Source organism: Micromonospora sp. NPDC005203 (assembly GCF_042872705.1).
GTDB lineage: Bacteria > Actinomycetota > Actinomycetes > Mycobacteriales > Micromonosporaceae > Micromonospora.
The window spans coordinates 75,469-94,895 of the sequence record NZ_JBIAKV010000006.1; the positions used below are offsets into that span (position 1 = coordinate 75,469).

19 protein-coding genes and 2 pseudogenes are annotated in these 19,427 nt (G+C 71.3%); 12 read left to right on the top strand and 9 right to left on the bottom strand.

All coding sequences use genetic code 11. From position 1 onward, the window contains the following. Window positions 1-35 precede the first annotated feature (35 nt). The 4 genes from ACFYPM_RS15845 to ACFYPM_RS15860 are packed head-to-tail and all read left to right on the top strand — an operon-like array spanning window position 36 to window position 4,312. Entirely contained in the window at window positions 36-1,313 is a 1,278-nt protein-coding gene (locus tag ACFYPM_RS15845) for a lysine N(6)-hydroxylase/L-ornithine N(5)-oxygenase family protein (protein WP_387197366.1), read from the top strand. Next, window positions 1,310-1,918 carry a GNAT family N-acetyltransferase gene (locus ACFYPM_RS15850; RefSeq protein ID WP_387196620.1) on the top strand — a complete coding sequence of 203 codons (609 nt, stop codon included), beginning with the start codon at window positions 1,310-1,312 and terminating at the stop codon, window positions 1,916-1,918. The genes ACFYPM_RS15845 and ACFYPM_RS15850 overlap by 4 nt, the downstream gene beginning before the upstream one ends. Next, window positions 1,915-3,762 (top strand): IucA/IucC family protein, encoded by a 1,848-nt coding sequence (locus ACFYPM_RS15855; RefSeq protein ID WP_387196623.1) that lies wholly within the window; start codon window positions 1,915-1,917, stop codon window positions 3,760-3,762. The genes ACFYPM_RS15850 and ACFYPM_RS15855 overlap by 4 nt, the downstream gene beginning before the upstream one ends. A gap of 49 nt (window positions 3,763-3,811) precedes the next feature. Continuing rightward, window positions 3,812-4,312 (top strand): DUF1772 domain-containing protein, encoded by a 501-nt coding sequence (locus ACFYPM_RS15860; RefSeq protein ID WP_387196625.1) that lies wholly within the window; start codon window positions 3,812-3,814, stop codon window positions 4,310-4,312. 32 nt (window positions 4,313-4,344) lie between these two features. Here ACFYPM_RS15860 and ACFYPM_RS15865 read toward each other — a convergent pair whose 3' ends face one another. Continuing rightward, complete coding sequence (locus ACFYPM_RS15865) at window positions 4,345-4,827, bottom strand: MarR family winged helix-turn-helix transcriptional regulator (protein ID WP_387196628.1); 483 nt, start codon at window positions 4,825-4,827, stop codon at window positions 4,345-4,347. Window positions 4,828-4,963: 136 nt separating this feature from the next. Between ACFYPM_RS15865 and ACFYPM_RS15870 the strand changes: the two genes are divergently transcribed. Continuing rightward, window positions 4,964-5,524, top strand: a complete 561-nt coding sequence (locus ACFYPM_RS15870) for an NADPH-dependent FMN reductase (protein ID WP_387196631.1) — start codon at window positions 4,964-4,966, stop codon at window positions 5,522-5,524. Between the two features lie 73 nt (window positions 5,525-5,597). Here ACFYPM_RS15870 and ACFYPM_RS15875 read toward each other — a convergent pair whose 3' ends face one another. Next, window positions 5,598-6,527, bottom strand: coding sequence for an SDR family NAD(P)-dependent oxidoreductase (locus ACFYPM_RS15875; protein ID WP_387196633.1), 930 nt, complete (start codon window positions 6,525-6,527; stop codon window positions 5,598-5,600). A gap of 118 nt (window positions 6,528-6,645) precedes the next feature. Between ACFYPM_RS15875 and ACFYPM_RS15880 the strand changes: the two genes are divergently transcribed. Continuing rightward, entirely contained in the window at window positions 6,646-7,551 is a 906-nt protein-coding gene (locus ACFYPM_RS15880; protein WP_387196636.1) for a LysR family transcriptional regulator, read from the top strand. Between the two features lie 84 nt (window positions 7,552-7,635). Here the strand turns inward: ACFYPM_RS15880 and ACFYPM_RS15885 are convergent. Beyond that, window positions 7,636-7,782: pseudogene (locus ACFYPM_RS15885) on the bottom strand (FAD-dependent oxidoreductase); the annotation flags it as partial. Between the two features lie 254 nt (window positions 7,783-8,036). Between ACFYPM_RS15885 and ACFYPM_RS15890 the strand changes: the two are divergent. Beyond that, the gene (locus ACFYPM_RS15890) at window positions 8,037-9,338 is read left to right on the top strand and encodes an MFS transporter (protein WP_387196639.1); all 1,302 of its coding nucleotides are present in this window, start codon (window positions 8,037-8,039) and stop codon (window positions 9,336-9,338) included. Here ACFYPM_RS15890 and ACFYPM_RS15895 read toward each other — a convergent pair. From ACFYPM_RS15895 to ACFYPM_RS15905, 3 genes are read right to left on the bottom strand one after another with little or no spacing between them, the layout of a single operon-like run. Continuing rightward, window positions 9,319-9,804 (bottom strand): GNAT family N-acetyltransferase, encoded by a 486-nt coding sequence (locus ACFYPM_RS15895; RefSeq protein WP_387196642.1) that lies wholly within the window; start codon window positions 9,802-9,804, stop codon window positions 9,319-9,321. The genes ACFYPM_RS15890 and ACFYPM_RS15895 overlap by 20 nt on opposite strands. Window positions 9,805-9,851: 47 nt before the next feature. Further along, window positions 9,852-10,868: a phosphotransferase family protein gene (locus ACFYPM_RS15900; RefSeq protein ID WP_387196645.1), complete on the bottom strand. Its 1,017-nt coding sequence runs from the start codon at window positions 10,866-10,868 to the stop codon at window positions 9,852-9,854. Next, complete coding sequence (locus tag ACFYPM_RS15905; protein WP_387196648.1) at window positions 10,865-11,938, bottom strand: LacI family DNA-binding transcriptional regulator; 1,074 nt, start codon at window positions 11,936-11,938, stop codon at window positions 10,865-10,867. The genes ACFYPM_RS15900 and ACFYPM_RS15905 overlap by 4 nt, the downstream gene beginning before the upstream one ends. Before the next feature lie 115 nt (window positions 11,939-12,053). Between ACFYPM_RS15905 and ACFYPM_RS15910 the strand changes: the two are divergent. The 3 genes and pseudogenes from ACFYPM_RS15910 (at window position 12,054) to ACFYPM_RS15920 (ending at window position 15,257) form a co-directional block, all read left to right on the top strand. After that, window positions 12,054-13,204, top strand: a pseudogene (locus ACFYPM_RS15910) (Gfo/Idh/MocA family protein). Further along, the gene (locus ACFYPM_RS15915) at window positions 13,201-14,352 is read left to right on the top strand and encodes a dihydrodipicolinate synthase family protein (RefSeq protein WP_387196651.1); all 1,152 of its coding nucleotides are present in this window, start codon (window positions 13,201-13,203) and stop codon (window positions 14,350-14,352) included. Before ACFYPM_RS15910 ends, ACFYPM_RS15915 begins: the two are co-directional and overlap by 4 nt. A gap of 56 nt (window positions 14,353-14,408) precedes the next feature. Further along, the gene (locus ACFYPM_RS15920; protein ID WP_387196654.1) at window positions 14,409-15,257 is read left to right on the top strand and encodes a sugar phosphate isomerase/epimerase family protein; all 849 of its coding nucleotides are present in this window, start codon (window positions 14,409-14,411) and stop codon (window positions 15,255-15,257) included. A gap of 17 nt (window positions 15,258-15,274) precedes the next feature. Here ACFYPM_RS15920 and ACFYPM_RS15925 read toward each other — a convergent pair whose 3' ends face one another. Then, entirely contained in the window at window positions 15,275-16,834 is a 1,560-nt protein-coding gene (locus ACFYPM_RS15925) for an acetolactate synthase large subunit (RefSeq protein WP_387196657.1), read from the bottom strand. A gap of 107 nt (window positions 16,835-16,941) precedes the next feature. Between ACFYPM_RS15925 and ACFYPM_RS15930 the strand changes: the two genes are divergently transcribed. Together ACFYPM_RS15930 and ACFYPM_RS15935 are read left to right on the top strand one after the other, a co-directional pair. Next, on the top strand, window positions 16,942-17,469 hold the full coding sequence (locus ACFYPM_RS15930) for a hypothetical protein (RefSeq protein WP_387196660.1): 528 nt from the start codon (window positions 16,942-16,944) through the stop codon (window positions 17,467-17,469). A gap of 227 nt (window positions 17,470-17,696) precedes the next feature. Continuing rightward, window positions 17,697-18,197 (top strand): hypothetical protein, encoded by a 501-nt coding sequence (locus ACFYPM_RS15935; RefSeq protein WP_387196662.1) that lies wholly within the window; start codon window positions 17,697-17,699, stop codon window positions 18,195-18,197. A gap of 78 nt (window positions 18,198-18,275) precedes the next feature. On the opposite strand, the gene ACFYPM_RS15940 is transcribed toward ACFYPM_RS15935, so the two are convergent. Next, window positions 18,276-18,620 (bottom strand): cupin domain-containing protein, encoded by a 345-nt coding sequence (locus ACFYPM_RS15940; protein ID WP_387196664.1) that lies wholly within the window; start codon window positions 18,618-18,620, stop codon window positions 18,276-18,278. 84 nt (window positions 18,621-18,704) lie between these two features. After that, a complete protein-coding gene (locus ACFYPM_RS15945) occupies window positions 18,705-19,427 on the bottom strand; it encodes a PP2C family protein-serine/threonine phosphatase (RefSeq protein ID WP_387197369.1) in 723 nt (240 codons plus the stop codon).

Here is a 19,427-nt window from a genome sequence, read left to right on the forward strand (position 1 = left end):
TGCCGGTGAACCCGAATTCGCGCCTGGAGACCCGGATGTCCACCCACGACTTCATCGCCATCGGGCTGGGCCCGTACAACCTGGGGCTGGCCTGTCTCACCGCGCCCATCGACGACCTGGACGGGGTGTTCCTGGAGGCCCGGCCGGGCCTCGCCTGGCATCCCGGCATGCTGCTGGAGTCGGCCCGGTTGCAGACCCCGTTCATCGCCGACCTGGTCAGCCTCGCCGACCCGACCTCGCCGTACTCCTTCCTCAACTACCTCAAGGAGATCGGCCGGCTCTACCCGTTCTACATCCGGGAGAGCTTCTACCCCCTGCGCAGCGAGTACGACGCGTACTGCCGGTGGGCGGCGGCGAAGCTGCCGAACCTGCGCTTCGGTCAGACGGTGACCACTGTGGAGTTCGACACCGCCGACCAGCGGTACGTGGTGCGGGCCAGCACCGGCACGGGGGAGACCGTCGAATATCGCGCCCGGCACCTGGTGCTCGGCACGGGCACACCGCCGCACCTGCCCGACGCGGTCGCCGACCTGCCCGGCGACGCCGTGCACAACTCCCGCTACCTGGAGCACCGCACGGCGCTGCGCACCAGGCGCAGCATCACCGTGGTGGGCAGCGGGCAGAGCGCCGCCGAGATCTACCACGACCTGCTCGGCGACATCGACAGGTACGGCTACCAGCTCAACTGGGTGACCCGGTCGCCGCGGTTCTTCCCGTTGGAATACACCAAGCTGACGCTGGAGATGACCTCACCGGACTACGTGGACTACTTCCACGCGCTGCCCGAGGCGACCCGCTACCGGCTGGAGTCCGACCAGAAGGGCCTGTTCAAGGGGATCAACGCCGACCTGATCAACGACATCTTCGACCTGCTGTACGCGCTGAGCGTCAACGGGCCGGTGAACACCCGCCTGCTCACCAACACCGAGTTGGTCAGCGCCGCGCACCAGGACGGCGCGTACACGTTGGGGTTGCGTCAGGTCGAGCAGGAACGGGACCTCACGCTGCGTACGGAGGGGTTGGTGCTGGCCACCGGCTACCACTACCGGGTGCCGGAGTTCCTCGCGCCGGTGCGCGATCAGATCCGCTGGGACGCGCACGGTCGGTTCGACGTGGCCCGCAACTACAGCATCGACCACAGCGGGCGCGGCATCTTCCTGCAGAACGCGGGCACCCACACGCACAGCATCACCTCACCGGACCTGGGGATGGGCGCCTACCGCAACTCCTGGATCATCGCCGAGCTGCTCGGCCGGGAGCACTACCCGATCGAGAAGAGCATCACGTTCCAGGAGTTCGGGGTGACGTCGTGAGCGCCGTCTTCACCCGTGCCGACGATCGGCTCGGTGAGTTCGCGCTGCGTCCACTCGACGCCGACGGCGACGCCACGCTGCTGCACACCTGGGTGACCCACCCGAAGGCGGCGTTCTGGCTGATGCAGGACGCCGACGTGGCCCGGGTGGCCGACGAGTACCGGCAGATCGCCGCGCACCCACACCACGACGCGTACCTGGGGCTGTGGCGGGGGAGTCCGGCGTTCCTCGCCGAGCGCTACGACCCGGCCCACGTCGAGCTGGTCGGCCGGTACGACCACCAGCCCGGTGACGTGGGCATGCACTTCCTCTGCGCGCCGGTCGGCACTCCGGTGCACGGTTTCACCCGGGCGGTGCTCACCACAGTCATGGCCTGGCTCTTCGCCGACCCGGCGACCCGTCGGGTCGTGGTCGAGCCGGACGTCCGCAACACCGCGGTGCACGCGCTGAATGCCGCCGTCGGCTTCACTGTCGTCGGCCCGATCGTCAAGGAAGAGAAGGACGCGCTGCTCAGCGTCTGCACCCGAGCCCAGTTCCAGGCCGCTGCCACCCGCGCCGCTGCCGACCGCGCCGCCGCCACCCGAACCGAAGGAGCCCCGGCGTGACCGCCACCTCCGTCCGCGCCCAGACCACCGTCGCCGCGCGGTACGACAGCCCCCGCGACCCGGTCGGGCACCTCACCCCCCAGCGTTGGGCCCGGGCCAACCGGCTGCTGGTCCGCAAGGCGCTCGCCGAGTTCACCCACGAGCGGCTGCTCACCCCCCAGCCGGTGCCGGGTCCGGACGACCGGCAGTGGTACGAGGTGCGCAGCGACGACGGCACGGTCGCCTACCGGTTCGCCGCGCGGGTGCTCGCCCTGGCGCACTGGCAGATCGACGCGGACAGCATCACCCGGCACCGCGACGACTCGGCGCTGCCGCCCGACGCGGTGGACCTGATCGTCGAGCTGCGCGGCGCCCTCGGGCTCTCCGCGCGGGTGCTCCCGGTCTACCTGGAGGAGGTCACCTCGACGCTGGCCGGCACCGCGTACAAGCTGGCCCAGGCCGCGCCGAGCGCCGCCGAACTGGCCGACGCGGACTTCCAGACCATCGAGACGTCGATGACCGAGGGTCACCCGTGCTTCGTGGCCAACAACGGCCGGCTCGGCTTCGGCGTCGACGAGTACCACAGGTACGCGCCGGAGGCCGCCGCCCCGGTCCGGCTGGAGTGGCTCGCCGCGCACCGGGACCACTCGACGTTCAGCAGCGCCGCCGACCTCGACTACGACACGCTGATCGAGAGCGAGCTGGACGCCGAGACCCGGGCCCGGTTCGCGGCCACGATGACCGATCTCGGGCTGGACCTCGCCGACTACCACCTGATCCCCGCGCACCCGTGGCAGTGGTGGAACAAGCTGGCGGTCACCTTCGCCGGGGAGTTGGCCGCGCGCCGGCTGGTGCACCTCGGCCCGGGGCCGGACGTGTACCTCGCCCAGCAGTCCATCCGGACCTTCTTCAACGTCACCGCGCCGCACCGGCACTACGTGAAGACCGCGTTGTCGGTGCTGAACATGGGCTTCATGCGGGGGCTGTCGGCCGCGTACATGGCGGCCACCCCGGCGATCAACGACTGGCTGGCCGAGCTGATCGCCTCCGACGAGGTGCTGACCGGCACCGGCCTGACCGTCATCCGGGAGCGGGCAGCCGTGGGTTACCGGCACCGGCAGTACGAGGCGGCGACCGACCGCACCTCCCCGTACCGGAAGATGTTGGCCGCCCTGTGGCGGGAGAGCCCGGTGCCCGACCTCGCGCCGGGGCAGCGACTGTCCACCATGGCCGCGCTGCTGCACGTCGACGACGATGGTGGCGCACTGGCGGCGGCGCTGATCGCCCGGTCCGGCCTGGCCCCCGAGGTGTGGCTGCGCCGCTACCTGGATGCCTACCTGACCCCGCTGCTGCACAGCTTCTACGCCCACGACCTGGCCTTCATGCCGCACGGCGAGAACGTCATCCTGGTCCTCGACGAGCACGACACGGTCCAGCGGGTGATCTTCAAGGACATCGCCGAGGAGATCGCGGTGATGAGCGACAAGGTCGAGCTGCCCGCCGAGGTGGAACGGATCCGGGTCGACGTGCCCGACGACACCAAGCTGCTGACCATCTTCACCGACGTGGTGGACTGCTTCCTGCGCCACCTCAACGCGGTGCTGGTCGAGGCCGGTGTGCTCGCCGAGGACGACTTCTGGCGTACGGTCGCGGCCTGCGCCGCCGACTACTTCGACCGGGTGCCGCACCTGGCCGAGCGGGTCCGCCACTACGACCTGTTCGCACCGGAGTTCACGCTGTCCTGCCTCAACCGGCTCCAGTTGCGCGACAACCAGCAGATGATCGACCTGGCCGACCCGTCGGCGGCGCTGCAGTTCGTCGGCACCCTCGTCAACCCGTTGGCCGCCCACGCTCCGACCCGGTGACCATGATCGGGTCTGGTCAGCAGGCGTGCCGGCGGGTGCAATGGTTCTCATGGGATTCCTGAGTACCGCGAGCCTGTTCGTCGCCACGTTGACCACCGGCCTGACCGCCGGGCTGTTCGCCGCCTTCGCGTATGCGGTCATGCCGGGCCTGGGCCGCACCGACGACCGGACGCTGGTGCTCGCCATGCGACGGATCAACGAGTCCATCCTCAACGGGTGGTTCGCCGTCTGCTTCGGCGGTGCGCTGCTGTTCGGGCTGCTGGCGGCGGCGCTGCACCTGGCCGCCGAACGCCGGGCGGTGCTGCCGTGGATCGTCGCCGGGCTGCTGCTGTACCTGGTGGTGCTCGGTGTCACCGCCGCGGTGAACGTGCCGCTGAACAACGTGCTGGCCCGCGCCGGCGACGTGGACGGGGGCACCGACCTCGCGGCCCTGCGGGAGCGTTTCGAGGTGAGCTGGGTACGCGGCAACGTGCTCCGCGCGGTCGCGTCGACCGGCGCCTTCGGGCTGCTGGCGTGGGCGCTGGTCGCGGCGGGGCGGCTACCCGGTTGAGTCGCCGGGCGACCGGCTGGGCCGGGCCGGGCTCAGTCGGTCGCCTCGGTCCTCTCGGCGGTGCCGACCCGCTGGAACGCGCGCGTCAACTGGGCGAGGTCGAAGCTTTCGAAGTGCTGGAGGAAGCGCCGGCGGACGGAGTCCAGGTGGCTGGGCCAGGACTCCTCCAGGCGGGCGAACCCCGCGTCGGTGAGCACGGCGTTCCAGCCGCGCGCGTCCTCCGCGCAGCGCTCCCGCTTGACCAGGCCCTGTGTCTCCAGCCGGATGATGGTGCGGGTCATGCCGCTGAGCGAGAGGTAGCAGGCCGAGGCGAGCTCGTTCATCCGCATCCGCCGGTCCGGCGCCTCGGATAGGTTCATCAGAGCGGTGTATTCGGTGAGCGGTAGCTGACGGTCACCGACCATGTCGGCGTCGATCGCGCGGGGCAGCACGTGCATCACCTGGCCCAGGGCCCGGACCAGGGCCTCCTCGTCGGGGTTGAGGGGTTGCAGGGGTTCTGCGGCGGAGTTGGACATCCTCACAGCATACTTGCTTGATTAAGCAACTTGTTACTCAGCGTGTGACCACGACCATAGCGGCGGCATTTGCTTGACCAAGCAATCACCGGTTAGCGTCGGGCCGTCAGTTCACGTACCGAGGAAAGGCGCCACCATGACCAGGATCGGGATCATTCTCGGCAGCACCCGCCCGGGGCGTAACGGTGAAGCCGTCGCCCGCTGGGTGCTCGAGATCGCCAAGCAGCGCTCCGACGCGGAGTACGAGCTGATCGACCTGCTCGACTACCAGCTGCCGCACCTCGACGAGGCGTACCCGCCGTCGATGGGCCAGTACTCCCAGCCGCACACGCTGCGGTGGGCCGAGACGATCGCCTCCTACGACGGGTTCATCATCGTCACCCCCGAGTACAACCACTCGACCTCGGGTGCCCTGAAGAACGCGATCGACTTCCTGTACGCCGAGTGGAACAACAAGGCCGTGGGCTTCGTCAGCTACGGCTCGGTCGGCGGCGCGCGGGCCGTGGAGCACCTCCGGTTGATCTCCGGTGAGCTGCAGATGGCCGACGTGCGTTCACAGGTCGCGCTGTCGCTCTTCACCGACTTCGAGAACTTCAGCGTGTTCAAGCCCAACGAGTTCCAGCGCGACGCGCTGACCACCACCCTCGACCAGGTGGTCGCCTGGAGCACCGCGCTCGCGCCGTTGCGCCAGGCCTGATCGTCTTGAGCACGTCCGTGGACGGCCGCGGGATCCTCCCGCGGCCGTCTGCGTCTGTCCGCCTCCCGGGCGGTCAGGCCCGCCCCGCGTCGGCGAGCAGGTCGAGCGAGACCTGCCACAGCCGCGCCGCCGACGCGGGATCGGTCGCGTGGTCGGCGACGCCCTGCAGTGGCGTCTCCGGGCGGTGGCGTGCAGCCTGGTTGCAGTCCTCGAAGTAGCGACCGCCGACACCGTCGAGCTGCGGCCAGGCGGCGAGCAGCACCGAGGTCGCCGCCCCCTGCTCCGGGGTCTTGAAGTCGAACGCCGGCAGCCCCGCGTAGTCCTCCTCGGTGAGGTGCCGCCCCAGGTTCGTGGCGACCGCCCCCGGGTTGGCCGCGTTGACGGTGATGCCGTCGTTGGCCCAGCGCCGGTTCGCCTCGACCGCGAACAGCGCGGTGGCCGTCTTCGACTCGCCGTAGGCGAGCAGCCGGTCATAGGGGCGGGTGCGGAAGTTGACGTCCTCGAAGACCATCGGCGCCTGCACGTGGGCGATGGAACTGAGCGACACCACGCGGGCCCGGCCGGCCGCCGCGAGCGCCCGGTGCAGCCCGGTGGTGAGCGTGAAGTGGCCGAGGTGGTTCGTGGCGAACTGCAACTCCCAGCCCTCCGGCGTGCGCGCCTCGGGGGTTGCCGACACACCGGCGTTGTTGACCAGGATGTGCAGGGGGCCCGCCCAGGCCGCGACGAAGGCCGCGATCGACCGCTGGTCGGAAAGATCCAGCGGTACGACCCGGATCGACGCGCTGTCCCCGATGTCCTGCGCTGTCCGCTCGCCAGCCCGGATGTCCCGTACCGCCAGGGTCACCTCGGCGCCGGCGCTCGCGAGGGCTCGGGCCGTCTCCACGCCGATGCCCGACGAGGCGCCGGTGACGACGGCGCGCTGCCCGCTGAGGTCGACACCGGCCACCACGTCACTGGCGGTGGACCGAGCGTTGAACGGCGTGGTGAGTCGTGTTGCGGTCATGATCGGCTTCCTTCGCTGGGTGTCGTCGGGAGGCCGTTACCGCCTCCCGAACGATCCTGCGCGGGAGTCCGACGAGACGGCCAACACAGGCTTCCTGACCTGGCTACAGTCTGTCCCTGTGGCCACCCCTGAGCTGCGGCAACTGCGATACTTCCTGGTCCTCGCGGAGGAGCTGAGCTACACCCGTGCCGCCGCCCGGCTGATGATCGCCCAGCAGTCGCTGTCCCAGCAGATCACCGCACTGGAACGCACCCTCGGGGCGAAGCTGTTCGACCGCGACTCCCGCGGCACCACCCTGACCGCCGTCGGCGCCCTGTTCCTGCCCGAGGCGCAGGCCGTGACGGACCGCGCCGACGAGGCCGTCGCCGTCGTGGGGCGGGCCCTGCGGGGCGAGGTCGGCAGCCTACGACTCGCCTTCCTGACCACCGTCGCCAACCACCTCCTGCCCCCGGTGGTCCGGGCCGTGCACGAGCAACTTCCCGATCTTCACCTGGCCACCGAGTCCACCGCCATCGCGCCGCTGGTGCAGGGCGTGCTCGGCGGCCACTACGACGTCGCCTTCACCCGGACCCCGCTGGTCCCCGGCCTGGCATCCCGGAGGCTGACGACCGAACCGGTGTGCGCGGTGCTGCCCGAGGGCCACCCGCTCGCCGACCGCGCCGAGTTGACGCTCGCCGACCTGGCGGACGAACCGTGGGTGATGACGCCGCGCACCTCCTGGGAACCCTGGCACCGCACCTTCGAGGAGCAGTTCCGGGAGGCGGGGTTCGTGCCGAACGTCGTCCAGGAGGAAGCCAGCGTGCAGGGTCTCCTCGGCCTGGTCGCCGCCGGAGTCGGCGTCACCCGGCTCGCCAGCTCGGCAGCCAGCCTTCGCCGCAGCGGCGTGGTGTTCGTCCCGCTGACCGGCGCCTACGCCCACACCGAGATGGTCTGGCTGCCGGGCGACGTCGCGCCCGCCCTGCGCCGGCTCGTGGACGTGGTAGCCGAACTCGCGAGGACGACCGACCTCACCAGGACCGGCTGACCGGCCGGCCGGCACCGTGTGCACTCCGGCGATCTCCGCGGCCGACTCGACGCCGGTCAACCCGCCGCCCACCACGACGACCGTGCCGCCGCCGAGCCGCGCCAGCCGATCCGCCAGCGTCGTCGCGTCGCGCGGACCGTCCAGCGTGTACGCGTGCTCCTCGACACCCGGCACCACCGCCGTGTCGGTCACGCTGCCCAACCCGTACACCAGGGTGTCGTAGCGCAGCACCCGTCAACCGATCCTGCATGGCGATCTTGCACTTTCTGCCCCGACATTAGGGTGCATTACCGCTTAAATCGGCGACAGGAAGTGCAAGATCGGCGCGATTCTCCTGCTCGGTGTGCGCTGTGCTCATTGTTGTCGCCTCTCTGCGGGGATTGACGACCACGAGATGCGCGGCGGTCCCCGCTTCGTGACATCGGGTCGGTGTGACGCCCGCCACGGCCAGCACCGGGGTGGCCGAATCCACTACCCTCGTCGCGATGAGCCGATCCGCCGCCCTCGGCCGGCCTCCGCTGTGGCGCGACCGCACCTTTGGCACCTACTGGGTCGCCCAGTCGCTCTCCGCGGCCGGTGACTCGTTCGCCTACCTGGCGGTGCCGCTGCTGGTGCTCCAGGCCACCGGGTCGGTGGCGCAGATGGGCCTGCTCACCGCCGTCGCGGGCGCGGCGTCCGTCGTCGCCGGGATCTTCGGCGGGGTGCTCGTCGACAGGTACGACCGCCGCACCCTGATGATCGTGGCCGACCTGGCCCGGCTGGTGCTCTACGGTCTGGTGCCACTGGCCTGGCTCGCCGGCCCGCAGGTCTGGCTGCTCTTCGTCGTGCTGCCGATCTGCGAGGCGGCCGGCATGCTGTTCCAGGTCGCGGCGGTGACCGCGGTCCGTAACCTCGTCGACTCCGATCGGATCACCGAGGCCAACGGCCGGTTGCAGGCGACGTACGCGGCGGCGGCCGTCCTCGGGCCGCTGCTCGCCGGCGTGGTGTCGGCCCGCTTCGGCCCGGCGCTCGCCGTCGCCGTCAACGCGGCGAGCTTCGCCCTCTCGGCAACCGGTCTGTGGCTGATCCGGCTGCGACCCGTACGAGCCGACGTCGCCGCACCGGCGACCCGGGAGCGGCCACTTGCCGAGTTCCTGGCCGGGGCGCGGTTCCTGTGGCGGCAGCCCGTGCTGCGCGCGCTGACCGTCCTGTTGTCGGTGTTCATCTTCCTCACCTACGGCTTCACCGACGTGCTGATCTACCACGTCACCCACGACCTCGGCGGCTCGGCGGGCACCGTCGGCGCGGTGCTCGGCCTGGCGGCGCTGGGCACGGTAGCCGGTGCGCTGCTGGTGGCCCCGCTGCGCCGTCGACGTGGCTTCGGCCCGACCTGGATCGGTGCGCACACGGTCTGCGGTTTCGCGGTGGCGGGCGTCGGCCTCGCGACGAACGTGCCGGCGGTCACCGCGCTGACCGCGGTCTACCTGTGCTGCCTGAGCGTCGGCGGGATCTGCTCGATGTCGCTGCGCCAGGAGATCACCCCCGACCACCTGCTCGGCCGGGTCACCTCGGCGTTCTGGAGCACGCACTACGCCCTCGGGCCGATCGGCGCAGCAACGCTGACCTGGGCCGCCGGCCGGTACGGCGTCCAGGCGGTCACCCTCGCGGCGGGCGCGGGCTGCCTGCTGGTCGCGGTGGGTGGCGTGTTCACCCCGGTCCGCCGCGCCGGCGCCGAGGCGCGTCGTCCGCCGGCCGCGGTCGAGCTGGGCACGGCCGGTCAGCCACCGGTCAGAACTCCTGGTACATAACGTGTAGACCGACCCGACCGAGGGTGGGGTGGCGGAACGCGCCGGGCACGGTGCCGACCACCGCGAAACCCTCCCGCAGGTAAAGCTCGACCGCCGACATGTTGCTCTCCACCACGGCGTTGAACTGCATGCCGGCGTACCCCTGAAGGCGTGCCCAGGTCAGGGCGTCGCGGCACAGCGCGGTGCCCACGCCCCGGCCCCTGGCGTCGGCGGCGACCATGAAGCTCGCGGTGGACACGTGCGCTCCCGGCCCGGGTCGGTTGGTGCCCATCTTCGCGGTGCCGAGCACCCGCTCGCCGTCGACCGCGACGACGGTCCGACCCGGCGGGGCCTCCGCCCACATGCCGTACGCCTGCTCGGTGGTCATCGCCGGGTCGTAGGGGAAGGTCTCCCGGGCCCGGATCACCTCCTCGACGATCGGCCACACCTGCGACCAGTCCTCCGCCACGAACTCCCGAATCCGCACGCCGAGAAGGGTAGGAGCGGCGGACGGCCCGGACAACGGAATTCGGGTCAGGCCGCGAGCGCGTCGAGTTCCGCGTCCAGCAGCGCCGCGAGCCGGGCGTGCCGCTGCGGATGGCTGCTCGGGGTCATACCACGGCTGGGCATCTCCACGGTCATCAGCAGGTACAGGTGCAGTCGGTAGAGGCCGAGCCGGCGGCGCGCCGAGGCGTCCAGCACCAGGGGGGTGTGGGCGGCGTCGCGGTAGCCGCGCAGCAGCGGATGCTCCGGCTCGTCCTCGACGCGCCGGAAGAGCAGCGGCGAGACCAGGTCCAGCAGTGGGTCGCCGTAGAGGAACCGTTCGCCGTCGACCAGGCCGCACAGCCGCGGCCGACCCTGCGGGTCGGGCGCGGCCAGCACGTTGCCGTCCCAGCAGTCGAAGTGCAGCAGCGCCGGTCGGCGTACCTCGTCCAGCGCGTCGGCGTGCCGTCCGACGAGCGTGTGCAGGCGATCCGGGGTCACCGGCAGCCGCACGTGCCAGTCGGTCGCGTCCGCGAGCAGGGCGTCGAGCATCGCCGTGAACGCCACCCGCCAGGTCGCTGCGCCGGCTCGGTCGCCGTCGTACCCGAACCGGTCGCCGGTGACCCGGTGCAACGCGGCGAGGGCGACGCCGAGGTCGTGACGCGCCGGGCCGTCGTCGACGGCGATGCCGGCCCTGGCCAGCTCGGACAGGGACCGGCCAGGCAGCAGCGCGGTGACCAACCACTCGCCGTACGCGGGGTCGGTGCCGTGCCACAACACCGGGGGTACGGGCACCTGCGGGGCGTGCTCCGCGACGAGGCGGAAGTATCGGGCCTCGGCGGCGCAGAGTCCTCGTTCGTAGCGCAGCAGCGGCGTACCGGCCGGCGGGGCGAGCTTCAGCACCACCCGGCGGTCGTCGTCGAGGCGGGCCCACCAGACCGTCGCGTATCCGCCGCCGGCCAGCGGTCCGGCGTCCCGGACCCGGGTGTGCGGGCCGAACGACGCCCGGACCAGATACGCCACGTCGTCACCGGTGAGCAGGCGCTGCGTCGGGCTGACGCCGGTCACGAGACGGTGTCACCCTGCCGAGCGCGCGGCGCGGCGCCGACGGTCCCGGGTGCGGCGGGCGGGACGGGACCGGCGGTGTCCCGGCGAACCAGCTCGGCGGGGAGCACCTCGACCCGTGGGGCTGGGACCTCCGCACCGAGCACCAGGGACATCGCCCGGACTCCCAGGTCGACAAGCGGCAACCGCACGGTGGTCAGCGCCGGGGTGACGTCCCGGGCGATCGGCATGTCGTCGAACCCCACCACGGAGATCTGCTGCGGCACGGCCAGCCCACGGGCCCGCAGTGTGGCGAGCGACCCGATGGCCATCGAGTCGTTGAGGGCCACGATCGCGGTCAGCTCCGGGTCGGCGTCGAGCAGTCGGGCGGTCGCCTCGGCGCCGCCGTCGCGGTCGAACTCGGCGTACCGGATGCGCCGTTCCGGCAGGTCCCGGCCCTGCTCGCGGAGGGCCTGCCGGAGGCCGGCCAGGCGGTCGGTCGTGGTGGTCAGGTTGTGCGGACCGGCGACGACCCCGATCACCTGGTGCCCCAACCCGCACAGCTCACGTCCGGCGAGGTAGCCGCCGGTCCGGTTGTCCGGCATCACCGCGTCGCCGGAGTGTTCATGCCGACCGATCACCGCCACCCGCCCGCCGCTGGCCTCGTACGCGGCGAGCTTCTCGTTGAGTTGCCGGGTGAACGCCTCGTCGTGGTAACCGGACCCGGCCAGGATCAGCGCCGCGACCTGGTGGCCGCGCAGCAGCTCCACGTACTCCAGCTCGCGGTCCGGATCGCGGTAGCTGTTGCAGATCATCAGCAGCCGGCCCTGGTCGGTGGCGACGCGTTGCAGGCCGCGGGTGATCTCGGCGACGTACGGGTCGGAGACGTCGTGCACGATCACGCCCACCGCGCCGCGGTGCGAGCGGGCCAACAGTTGGGCGTGGGCGTTCGGCACGTACTGCAACTCGGCGACGGCGGCGAGCACCCGATCCCGCAGCTCGTCGGTCACCGGCTTGCTGCTGCAGTTGATCACCCGGGAGGCGGTGGCGGGCGAGACGCCCGCCTGGCGTGCCACATCGGACAGGGTCGCCATGGCCCGCCCTCTCGGTCTGTCGACGGCGTTTCGCCGTGCCGGCTAGCGCCACGGTATCGCAGAGAAAGCCCTTTCCCCGCAGGGAGGGACGACCAGCACGACGGGGGGAACACCCATGACCCGCAGGTCGATCGGCACCACCGTCAACGGCGTGACCGGACGGATGGGTTACCGGCAGCACCTCGTCCGCTCGCTGCTGGCAGCTGCGATTCCGGCGGCGTGGCGCTCGCCGACGGCACGACCATCTGGCCGGAACCGGTCCTGGTCGGGCGCAACGAGACGAAGCTCCGCTAGCTCGCCGAACGGCACGGCCTGACCGACTGGACCACCGACCTGACCTCGGCGCTGGCCCGCGACGACGTCGAGATCTACTTCGACGCCCAGGTCACCCAGCAGCGGGAGAAGGCGATCCGGCAGGCCATCGAGGCCGGCAAGCACATCTACACGGAGAAGCCCCTCGCCGAGGACACCGCCGCCGCGCTCGACCTGGCCCGCGCGGCGGAGGCGGCCGGTGTCCGCACCGGCGTCGTGCAGGACAAACTCTTCCTGCCCGGCCTTCGCAAGCTCAAGCGCCTGATCGACGGCGGCTTCTTCGGCCGGATCCTCTCGGTGCGCGGCGAGTTCGGCTACTGGGTCTTCGAGGGCGACTGGCAGCCCGCCCAGCGTCCATCGTGGAACTACCGGGCCGAGGACGGCGGCGGCATCGTGGTCGACATGTTCCCGCACTGGCACTACGTGCTGGAGGAGCTGTTCGGCCGGGTCACCGCCGTGTCCTGCGTGACCGCCACCCACATCTGCGAGCGGGTCGACGAGACCGGTCAGGTCTATCAGGCCACCGCCGACGACGCCGCGTACGCCGTCTTCGAACTGGACGGCGGCATCATCGCGCAGATCAACTCGTCCTGGGGCGTGCGGGTGTACCGCGACGAGCTGGTGGAGTTTCAGGTCGACGGCACCGAGGGCAGCGCCGTGGCCGGGTTGCGCAACTGCCGGGTGCAGCACCGGGCGGTCACGCCGAAGCCGGTGTGGAACCCGGATCTGCCGGCCACCGAGGACTTCCGGGCCCAGTGGGCCGAGGTGCCCGACATCGAGGAGTTCGACAACGGTTTCAAGGTGCAGTGGGAGGCGTACCTGCGGCACGTCGTGGCCGGTGGGCCGTTCCGGTGGGACTTCCTGGCCGGCGCGCGCGGCGTCCAGCTCGCCGAGCTGGGGCTGCGCTCGGCCCGCGAGGGCCGCCGCGTCCAGGTGCCGGAGCTGCGCTCATGACCGTCGAGGTGGTGCTGCCGGGCGGACGGCGGCACCGGCTGGCCGGGGGGAGTGGCTTCGCCCGCCCGACCGCCCCGGCGACCAGCCGGATCGCGTACGCCGCCGCGCACGTGGTCGCCGACCCGACCGCGGAGAACGTGCCGGGTGCCCCGGCCGCGGTGGACTGGCACACCACCCTCGCGTTCCGGCGGCACCTCTGGTCGTACGGGCTGAGGGTCGCCGAGGCGTTGGACACCGCCCAGCGGGGGATGGGGCTGGACTACCCGGCCACCCGGGAGCTGATCCGTCGCAGTGCCGCCGAGGCCCGCGCGGTGGGCGGGCGGATCGTCGCCGGGGTCGGCACGGATCAACTGCCGGCCGGACCGGCCACCCTGGCGGCGGTCGTCGCCGCGTACACCGAGCAGTTGGGTGACGTCCGCGCGGCCGGCGCCCGGCCGGTGCTGATGTGCAGCCGGCACCTGGCCGCCGCCGCCCGCAGTCCGCAGGACTACCTCCGGGTGTACGACGAGCTGCTCACCGCCGCCGACGGCCCGGTGGTGCTGCACTGGCTGGGTTCGATGTTCGACCCGGCGTTGACCGGCTACTGGGGCGCGGTCGACCTGGACGTGGCCGCCGACACGGTCGTCGAGTTGATCAAGGCACACGAGTCGAAGGTGGACGGCATCAAGGTGTCGCTGCTGGACGCCGGCCGGGAGGTCGCGCTGCGCCGCAGGTTGCCGGCCGGGGTGCGTCTCTACACCGGTGACGACTTCCACTATCCGGAGCTGATCCGGGGTGACGGGACGGGTCACTCGGACGCCCTTCTCGGCGTGTTCGCGGCCATCGCGCCGGCCGCCGCCGCCGCGCTGGCCGCCCTGGACCGGGGGGACCTGGCGGCGTACGCCGAGATCTTCGCGCCGACGGTGCCGCTGGCCCGGCACCTGTTCGCGGCGCCGACCTGGCACTACAAGACGGGGATCGTGTTCCTGGCCTGGCTGGCCGGGCACCAGGACCACTTCACGATGGTCGGCGGCGCCCAGTCCGGCCGCTCCGCCGCGCACCTGGCGACCCTGCTCGTCCTGGCCGACCGGGCCGGGTTGCTGCCGGACGCCGATCTGGCCGCCTCCCGGGCGCGGGCGTTCTTCACGGTGGCGGGGGTGGCCCAGTGAGCGCGAGGAGTGAGCCGGTTCTGCGAGCCCCGCAGTCGCGAGCGAAGACCGGCCCAGTGAGTGTCGAGTTCGCGGCTGTGGCCGGGCCAGACGTCAGTGTCGACGCCCTGCGGCGGTTCTCGTTCAACCAGGCCACCGCCCAGCGGTGGCCCCTGCCCGACGTGGTGTCCGGCTGTGTGCAGGCCGGCGTGCCGGGTATCGGCCTGTGGCGGGAGCCGGTGGCCGAGTACGGGTTGGCCCGCGCGGCGAAACTGGTCCGCGACGCCGGTCTCACCGTCACGTCGCTGTGCCGTGGCGGGTTCTTCTCGGCCGACGACTGGCGCGCGGAGAACCTGCGGGCCATCGAGGAGGCCGCCGCCCTCGGTGCCCCGGAACTGGTGCTGGTCTCCGGCGGGTTGCCGGCCGGCAGCCGGGACATCGGCGGCGCGCGGCAGCGGGTCGCGCACGCGATCGGTGAGCTTGCCCCGCACGCCGAGGCCGCCGGCGTATGCCTGGCGATCGAGCCGCTGCACCCGATGTTCGCCGCCGACCGCTGCGTGATCGCCAGCCTCGGTCAGGCCTTGGACATCGCCGAGCGGTTCGCGCCGACGGTGGTCGGCGTGGTCGTGGACGCCTACCACGTCTGGTGGGACGACACGGTGTACGCCCAGATCGAGCGCGCCGGCTCTCGGATCGCCGCGTTCCAGGTCTGCGACTGGGTGACGCCGCTGCCGGAGGGGGTGCTGCTCGGCCGGGCACTGCCCGGCGACGGCTGCATCGAGTTGCGTCGGCTGCGCGAGGCGGTGGACGCGGCCGGGTACGCCGGCCCGATCGAGGTGGAGGTCTTCTCCGCCGAGGTCTGGGCGCGTCCGGGCGCCGAGGTGCTGGACGCGGCGATCGCCGGCTATCTGCGCCACGTCGTCTGAGCCGCCCGAGCAGCGACCTAGGCCGCGGGCGGGATGCTGGCGTCGATGAGATGTGGGCCGGTCCGGGCCAGCGCCTGGGAGAACTGCTCCGCGAGTTGCTCGGCGGTGGTGGCGCGGGTGGCGGGCATCCCGAACGCGTTCGCCAGCCCGACGAAGTCGATCTGAGGGTTGGTCAGGTCGAACATGGGATTGCTGTCGGGATCGGCGCGGCCCGGGCGGTCGCTGAAGAATTTCCACTCCTGGCGCAGGATCGCGTACGCCTGGTTGTTGAGGATCACGTTGGTGATGTTCAACTGCTCGCGGACCTGGGTCCAGAGCGCCGTGGCGGTGTACATGACGCAGCCGTCGGCCACCAGTGCCACCACCGGCCGGTCGGGTGCGGCGACGGCGGCGCCGACGGCCAGGGGCAGGCCATCGCCCATGGCGCCACCGGTCTGCATGAGCACGTCGTGTCGGGGAGCGCCGGCGGTGGCGGCGGCGAGGGCCATCCCGGAGCTGACCGACTCGTCGATGATGATGGCCCGCTCGGGCAGCAGCGCCGCGATGACCTCGGTCCAGTTCTGCAGGGTGAGTGCGCCGGTGGGCAGTGCCGGTCGGTGCGGATCGGTGACCGGGGCGGAGGTGTTTGGTGCCACCAGGTCGGCGAGTCGGACCAGCGCGGCCACGGCGTCCTGACCGACCTCGGCCAGCACGTGCGTCTCGGCGCCCTCGGGCACGAGGAGGCTCGGCTGGTCGGGGTAGGCGAAGAACGAGACCGGTGCCTTGGTCCCCGCGACGATGAGGTGCCGCACCCCGCGCAACTGGTCGAGCACCTGGTCGGGATAGAACCCGAGCCGGGCAAACGCGGGTAGGCCCGCTCCGCGTTCGACCCGGTTGGAGTAGAGCTCCGAGAAGACGCGGGCACCGGTCGCCGCGGCGATGCGGCCCGCGGCCAGCAGGCCCGCCTCCCGCAGCGCCGTTCCGCCGATCACCAGTGCGGTCGGTTCGCCGCTCCGAAGAGCCGCCGCGACCTGGGTGATCACCTCCTGGTCGACGGTCGGTGCCGGTCGGGGCGGCACGGGCGTACCGGCCGCTCCTCCGCCGGACCAGGACACGTCCGCCGGCATGATCACGGTGGCGATCTGTCCGGGAGGCTCCAGGACGGCGGCGAGGGCGGCGGCGGCGTCCGGGCCGGCGCCGGCCGCGTCCTCGGGGCGGCGGACGGGGCCGCGCAGCCATCCCGCGAGCGCGGCGATGTCGGAGTTCAACGGTGGATCGAAGGCGGTGTGGAACGTGGCGTGGTCTCCGACGATGTTGACCACCGGCGAGTTGGCGCGTCGACTGTTGTGCAGGTTCGCCAGGCCGTACGCGAGCCCCGGCCCGAGATGCAGCAGTGTCGCGGCGGGCTTGCCCGCGATCCGGGCGTAACCGTCGGCCGCGCCGCTGACCACACCCTCGAAGAGAGCGAGTACGCCGCGCACCTCGGGCACCGACTCCAGCGCTGCGACCAGGTGCAGTTCGGTGGTGCCGGGGTTCGTGAAGAGCACCTCGACCCCGCCGTCTACAAGCGTCCGCAGCAGTGCTTCTGCGCCGTTCACACGTCACCCCAACGCCGGTCGGATCATCAGTGCTCAGATACTAAGCTCGCAATTCGGACTATTGCTGCTAGGTTCCAGTAAACAGCCCAATAGGTGAAGGGGATCCGATGGGCCAGGGATGGGCCGAACGTGTCTACCAGGCCCGCTGCCTGGACATCACCATCGATCGCTCCTTCGAGGACTTCCGGCGGCAGTACGAGCGGGCCGTCCCGCCCTACGACGCGGCGGCGTTCAACGCCCTGGTGGCCCGCGACGCGCCCTGGGACGATGTGCTGGCCCTCATGCGCGACCAGGCGCCACATGCTTTCCTCGTCTACTGGAGCAGCGGCGACCTGCGACCGATGATGAGTCTCGCGGGCGACCGCAGGCACTGCGTCGAATACCTGATGGGCAACCACACCACCGCTGAACGGATGTTCCGCCACGACCCGGCGGTCATGCTGTACGCGCCGCTGCGCACGTTGATCAGCGACAGACCCGACGGCGGAGCGCGGTTCGTCATCGAGCAACCCAGTCGCGCGTTCGGCTCGTTGGGGGTGGCCGCGGTCCACGAGGTGGGCCGGGACCTCGACAGTGCGGTCGCCGCTCTCCTGACGCACCTCAAGGTGCCCGTGCCGGCGGGCCTGTCCGACTAGCTGTTCTGTCCGGCGTGGGCGCGTCGGGTCGGGGGCCACTTCGGGATAAGTGGTGTGCGATATGTTGCGCGCGGACACGACACGGGATGGAACTCATGAAACGCACAAAGCCGACTGCCTCAGCGGTCATTGGCACCCTGACTTCGGCGATCCTCATGGCCGCTACCGGATGTGCGGGGCAGTCCGACACCCCTGCGCCGGCCGGGTCAACGCTCCCCGCCGCGTCGATGCGCATCGACACGCCAGCCAAGCTTCTGGGCACCTGGACCGAGTCCGTGAATCGGGGCTTCCGCGAACAAGCCGAGCAGAACATGGGCAACTTCAAGAAGCTGCTGAGCTCCGAAGCCAACAGTGCGATGGGCACCGCCTACGTCCAAGCCGAGGAGGTGTACTCCCGCGAGCACGGGCTACACATTCCCGGCGACGACCAGCGAGTCATTCTGATCAGCGCGGTGTCCGGCACGATCACCGACCCGACCGCGGCACTGGACAAGACCTTCGCCGGGCTGCCGAAGGTGACCGATGTGGCGCCGATCCAACCGGGTCCTCTGGGCGGCACGGCCGGCTGCGGCACCGGTCCGGGCGGGGCGAGCACCTCCGTCACCGTCTGCGTCTGGAGTGATCAGCACACGCTCGGCATGGTGACCTTCGTCGGGTTCGCGAAGACGGACGACCCGCAGGGTGTGTTCAGCCGGATCCGCGCCGAGCTGGAGCAGCCAGCTCGGTGACTGAAGCCTCGGTGCGGAGGTCGTCATGTAGTGAGGATCCGGGCCGGCGTCACCTGGTGGGACGCGACCTCGGTCGCCCTACTCGGCGCGCCGACCCGGAGCGCGCGAACCGTACGCCGGGCCGAACACCACGAGCAGCGCCAGGTCCTCGGTCACCTCGTCGAACCGGTGCTCCTCGCCGGCCGGCACGAAGATCACCGAACCTGGGCCCACCTCGGCCGCGCCGTCCGGCGTCACGATTCGCGCCCGCCCCGCGGTGACAACGTAGATCTCATCCTCGGTGTGCGGGCTCTGGTCGTCGCGGCCGCCCGCCGGGATGCAGTACGTCCCCACCGACAGGTCCGGCACTCTCAGCTGTTCGACCCAGTCGTTGGCGGCCCCGGCGGGCGCGGTCCACCGGCCCGCGCCATCGATGATCAGCATGGCGAAAGCCTAGTACGACATGGGCAGTAGGCGAATCGCCCCGGATCGGGTTCGTGGGTGGGCGTGTGGCGGACGCGACGATCGTCATTTCGCCGCAGTCACGTCAACCACGATGACGGTGACGTTGTCGTGCCCACCCTGGTCGATCGCCAGGGCCACGAGGTGGTCGGCGACGTCCCCTGGGCTGCCGTCGGAGTCCAGCGCAGCTCGTATCTGCTCGGGTGGCACGTACGAACTCAGTCCGTCAGAGCACAGCAGGACCCGGTCGCCGGGATGGAACTGGAGAGGCGTCAGGTCGGCCGACCTGCCGTCGTCCCGTCCGTCGAGGAAGCGGGTCAGCTTCTCGGGGAGGTTCGGCACCTCCTGAGCGCCGGCGACGAGGTGTTCGTAGGTGTGATCCTCACTGATCTGGACCATGGCGTTGTCGCGGGAGCCGTGGCGTCGGATCACGTAGGCGCGGGAGTCCCCGACGTTCGCTACGGCCGCTTGACTGCCGGATCGCAGCAGAGCGACAAACGTGGTCCCCATCCCCGCCAGCTTCGGGTCCGCGCGGACTTTTCGACGTAGGGCGTCGCTCGCTTCGTTGACGGCCCGTCCCAGGACGTCAGCAAGATCCTCCGGATCTACCGGGCGGTCGTACGCCTGCACGGCAGCGATGGCTGTGCTGCTGGCGATGTCACCGGCGACGTGGCCGCCGAGACCGTCGGCAACGACGTAGAGCCAGTGCCCTTGGCTGTGCGAGTCCTCATTCCGTTTGCGGACGAGGCCCTGGTGTGTCCGGCTGGCGGCTGCGATCGTGAGGGCCAT

Coding starts and splice junctions, on each gene's coding strand:
- ACFYPM_RS15845 (WP_387197366.1), top strand. CDS start 36: ATGTCCACCCACGACTTCATCGCCATCGGGCTGGGCCCGTACAACCTG.
- ACFYPM_RS15860 (WP_387196625.1), top strand. CDS start 3,812: ATGGGATTCCTGAGTACCGCGAGCCTGTTCGTCGCCACGTTGACCACC.
- ACFYPM_RS15865 (WP_387196628.1), bottom strand. CDS start 4,827: ATGTCCAACTCCGCCGCAGAACCCCTGCAACCCCTCAACCCCGACGAG.
- ACFYPM_RS15870 (WP_387196631.1), top strand. CDS start 4,964: ATGACCAGGATCGGGATCATTCTCGGCAGCACCCGCCCGGGGCGTAAC.
- ACFYPM_RS15875 (WP_387196633.1), bottom strand. CDS start 6,527: ATGACCGCAACACGACTCACCACGCCGTTCAACGCTCGGTCCACCGCC.
- ACFYPM_RS15890 (WP_387196639.1), top strand. CDS start 8,037: ATGAGCCGATCCGCCGCCCTCGGCCGGCCTCCGCTGTGGCGCGACCGC.
- ACFYPM_RS15905 (WP_387196648.1), bottom strand. CDS start 11,938: ATGGCGACCCTGTCCGATGTGGCACGCCAGGCGGGCGTCTCGCCCGCC.
- ACFYPM_RS15915 (WP_387196651.1), top strand. CDS start 13,201: ATGACCGTCGAGGTGGTGCTGCCGGGCGGACGGCGGCACCGGCTGGCC.
- ACFYPM_RS15930 (WP_387196660.1), top strand. CDS start 16,942: ATGGGCCAGGGATGGGCCGAACGTGTCTACCAGGCCCGCTGCCTGGAC.
- ACFYPM_RS15935 (WP_387196662.1), top strand. CDS start 17,697: ATGCGCATCGACACGCCAGCCAAGCTTCTGGGCACCTGGACCGAGTCC.
- ACFYPM_RS15940 (WP_387196664.1), bottom strand. CDS start 18,620: ATGCTGATCATCGATGGCGCGGGCCGGTGGACCGCGCCCGCCGGGGCC.
- ACFYPM_RS15945 (WP_387197369.1), bottom strand. CDS start 19,427: ATGGCCCTCACGATCGCAGCCGCCAGCCGGACACACCAGGGCCTCGTC.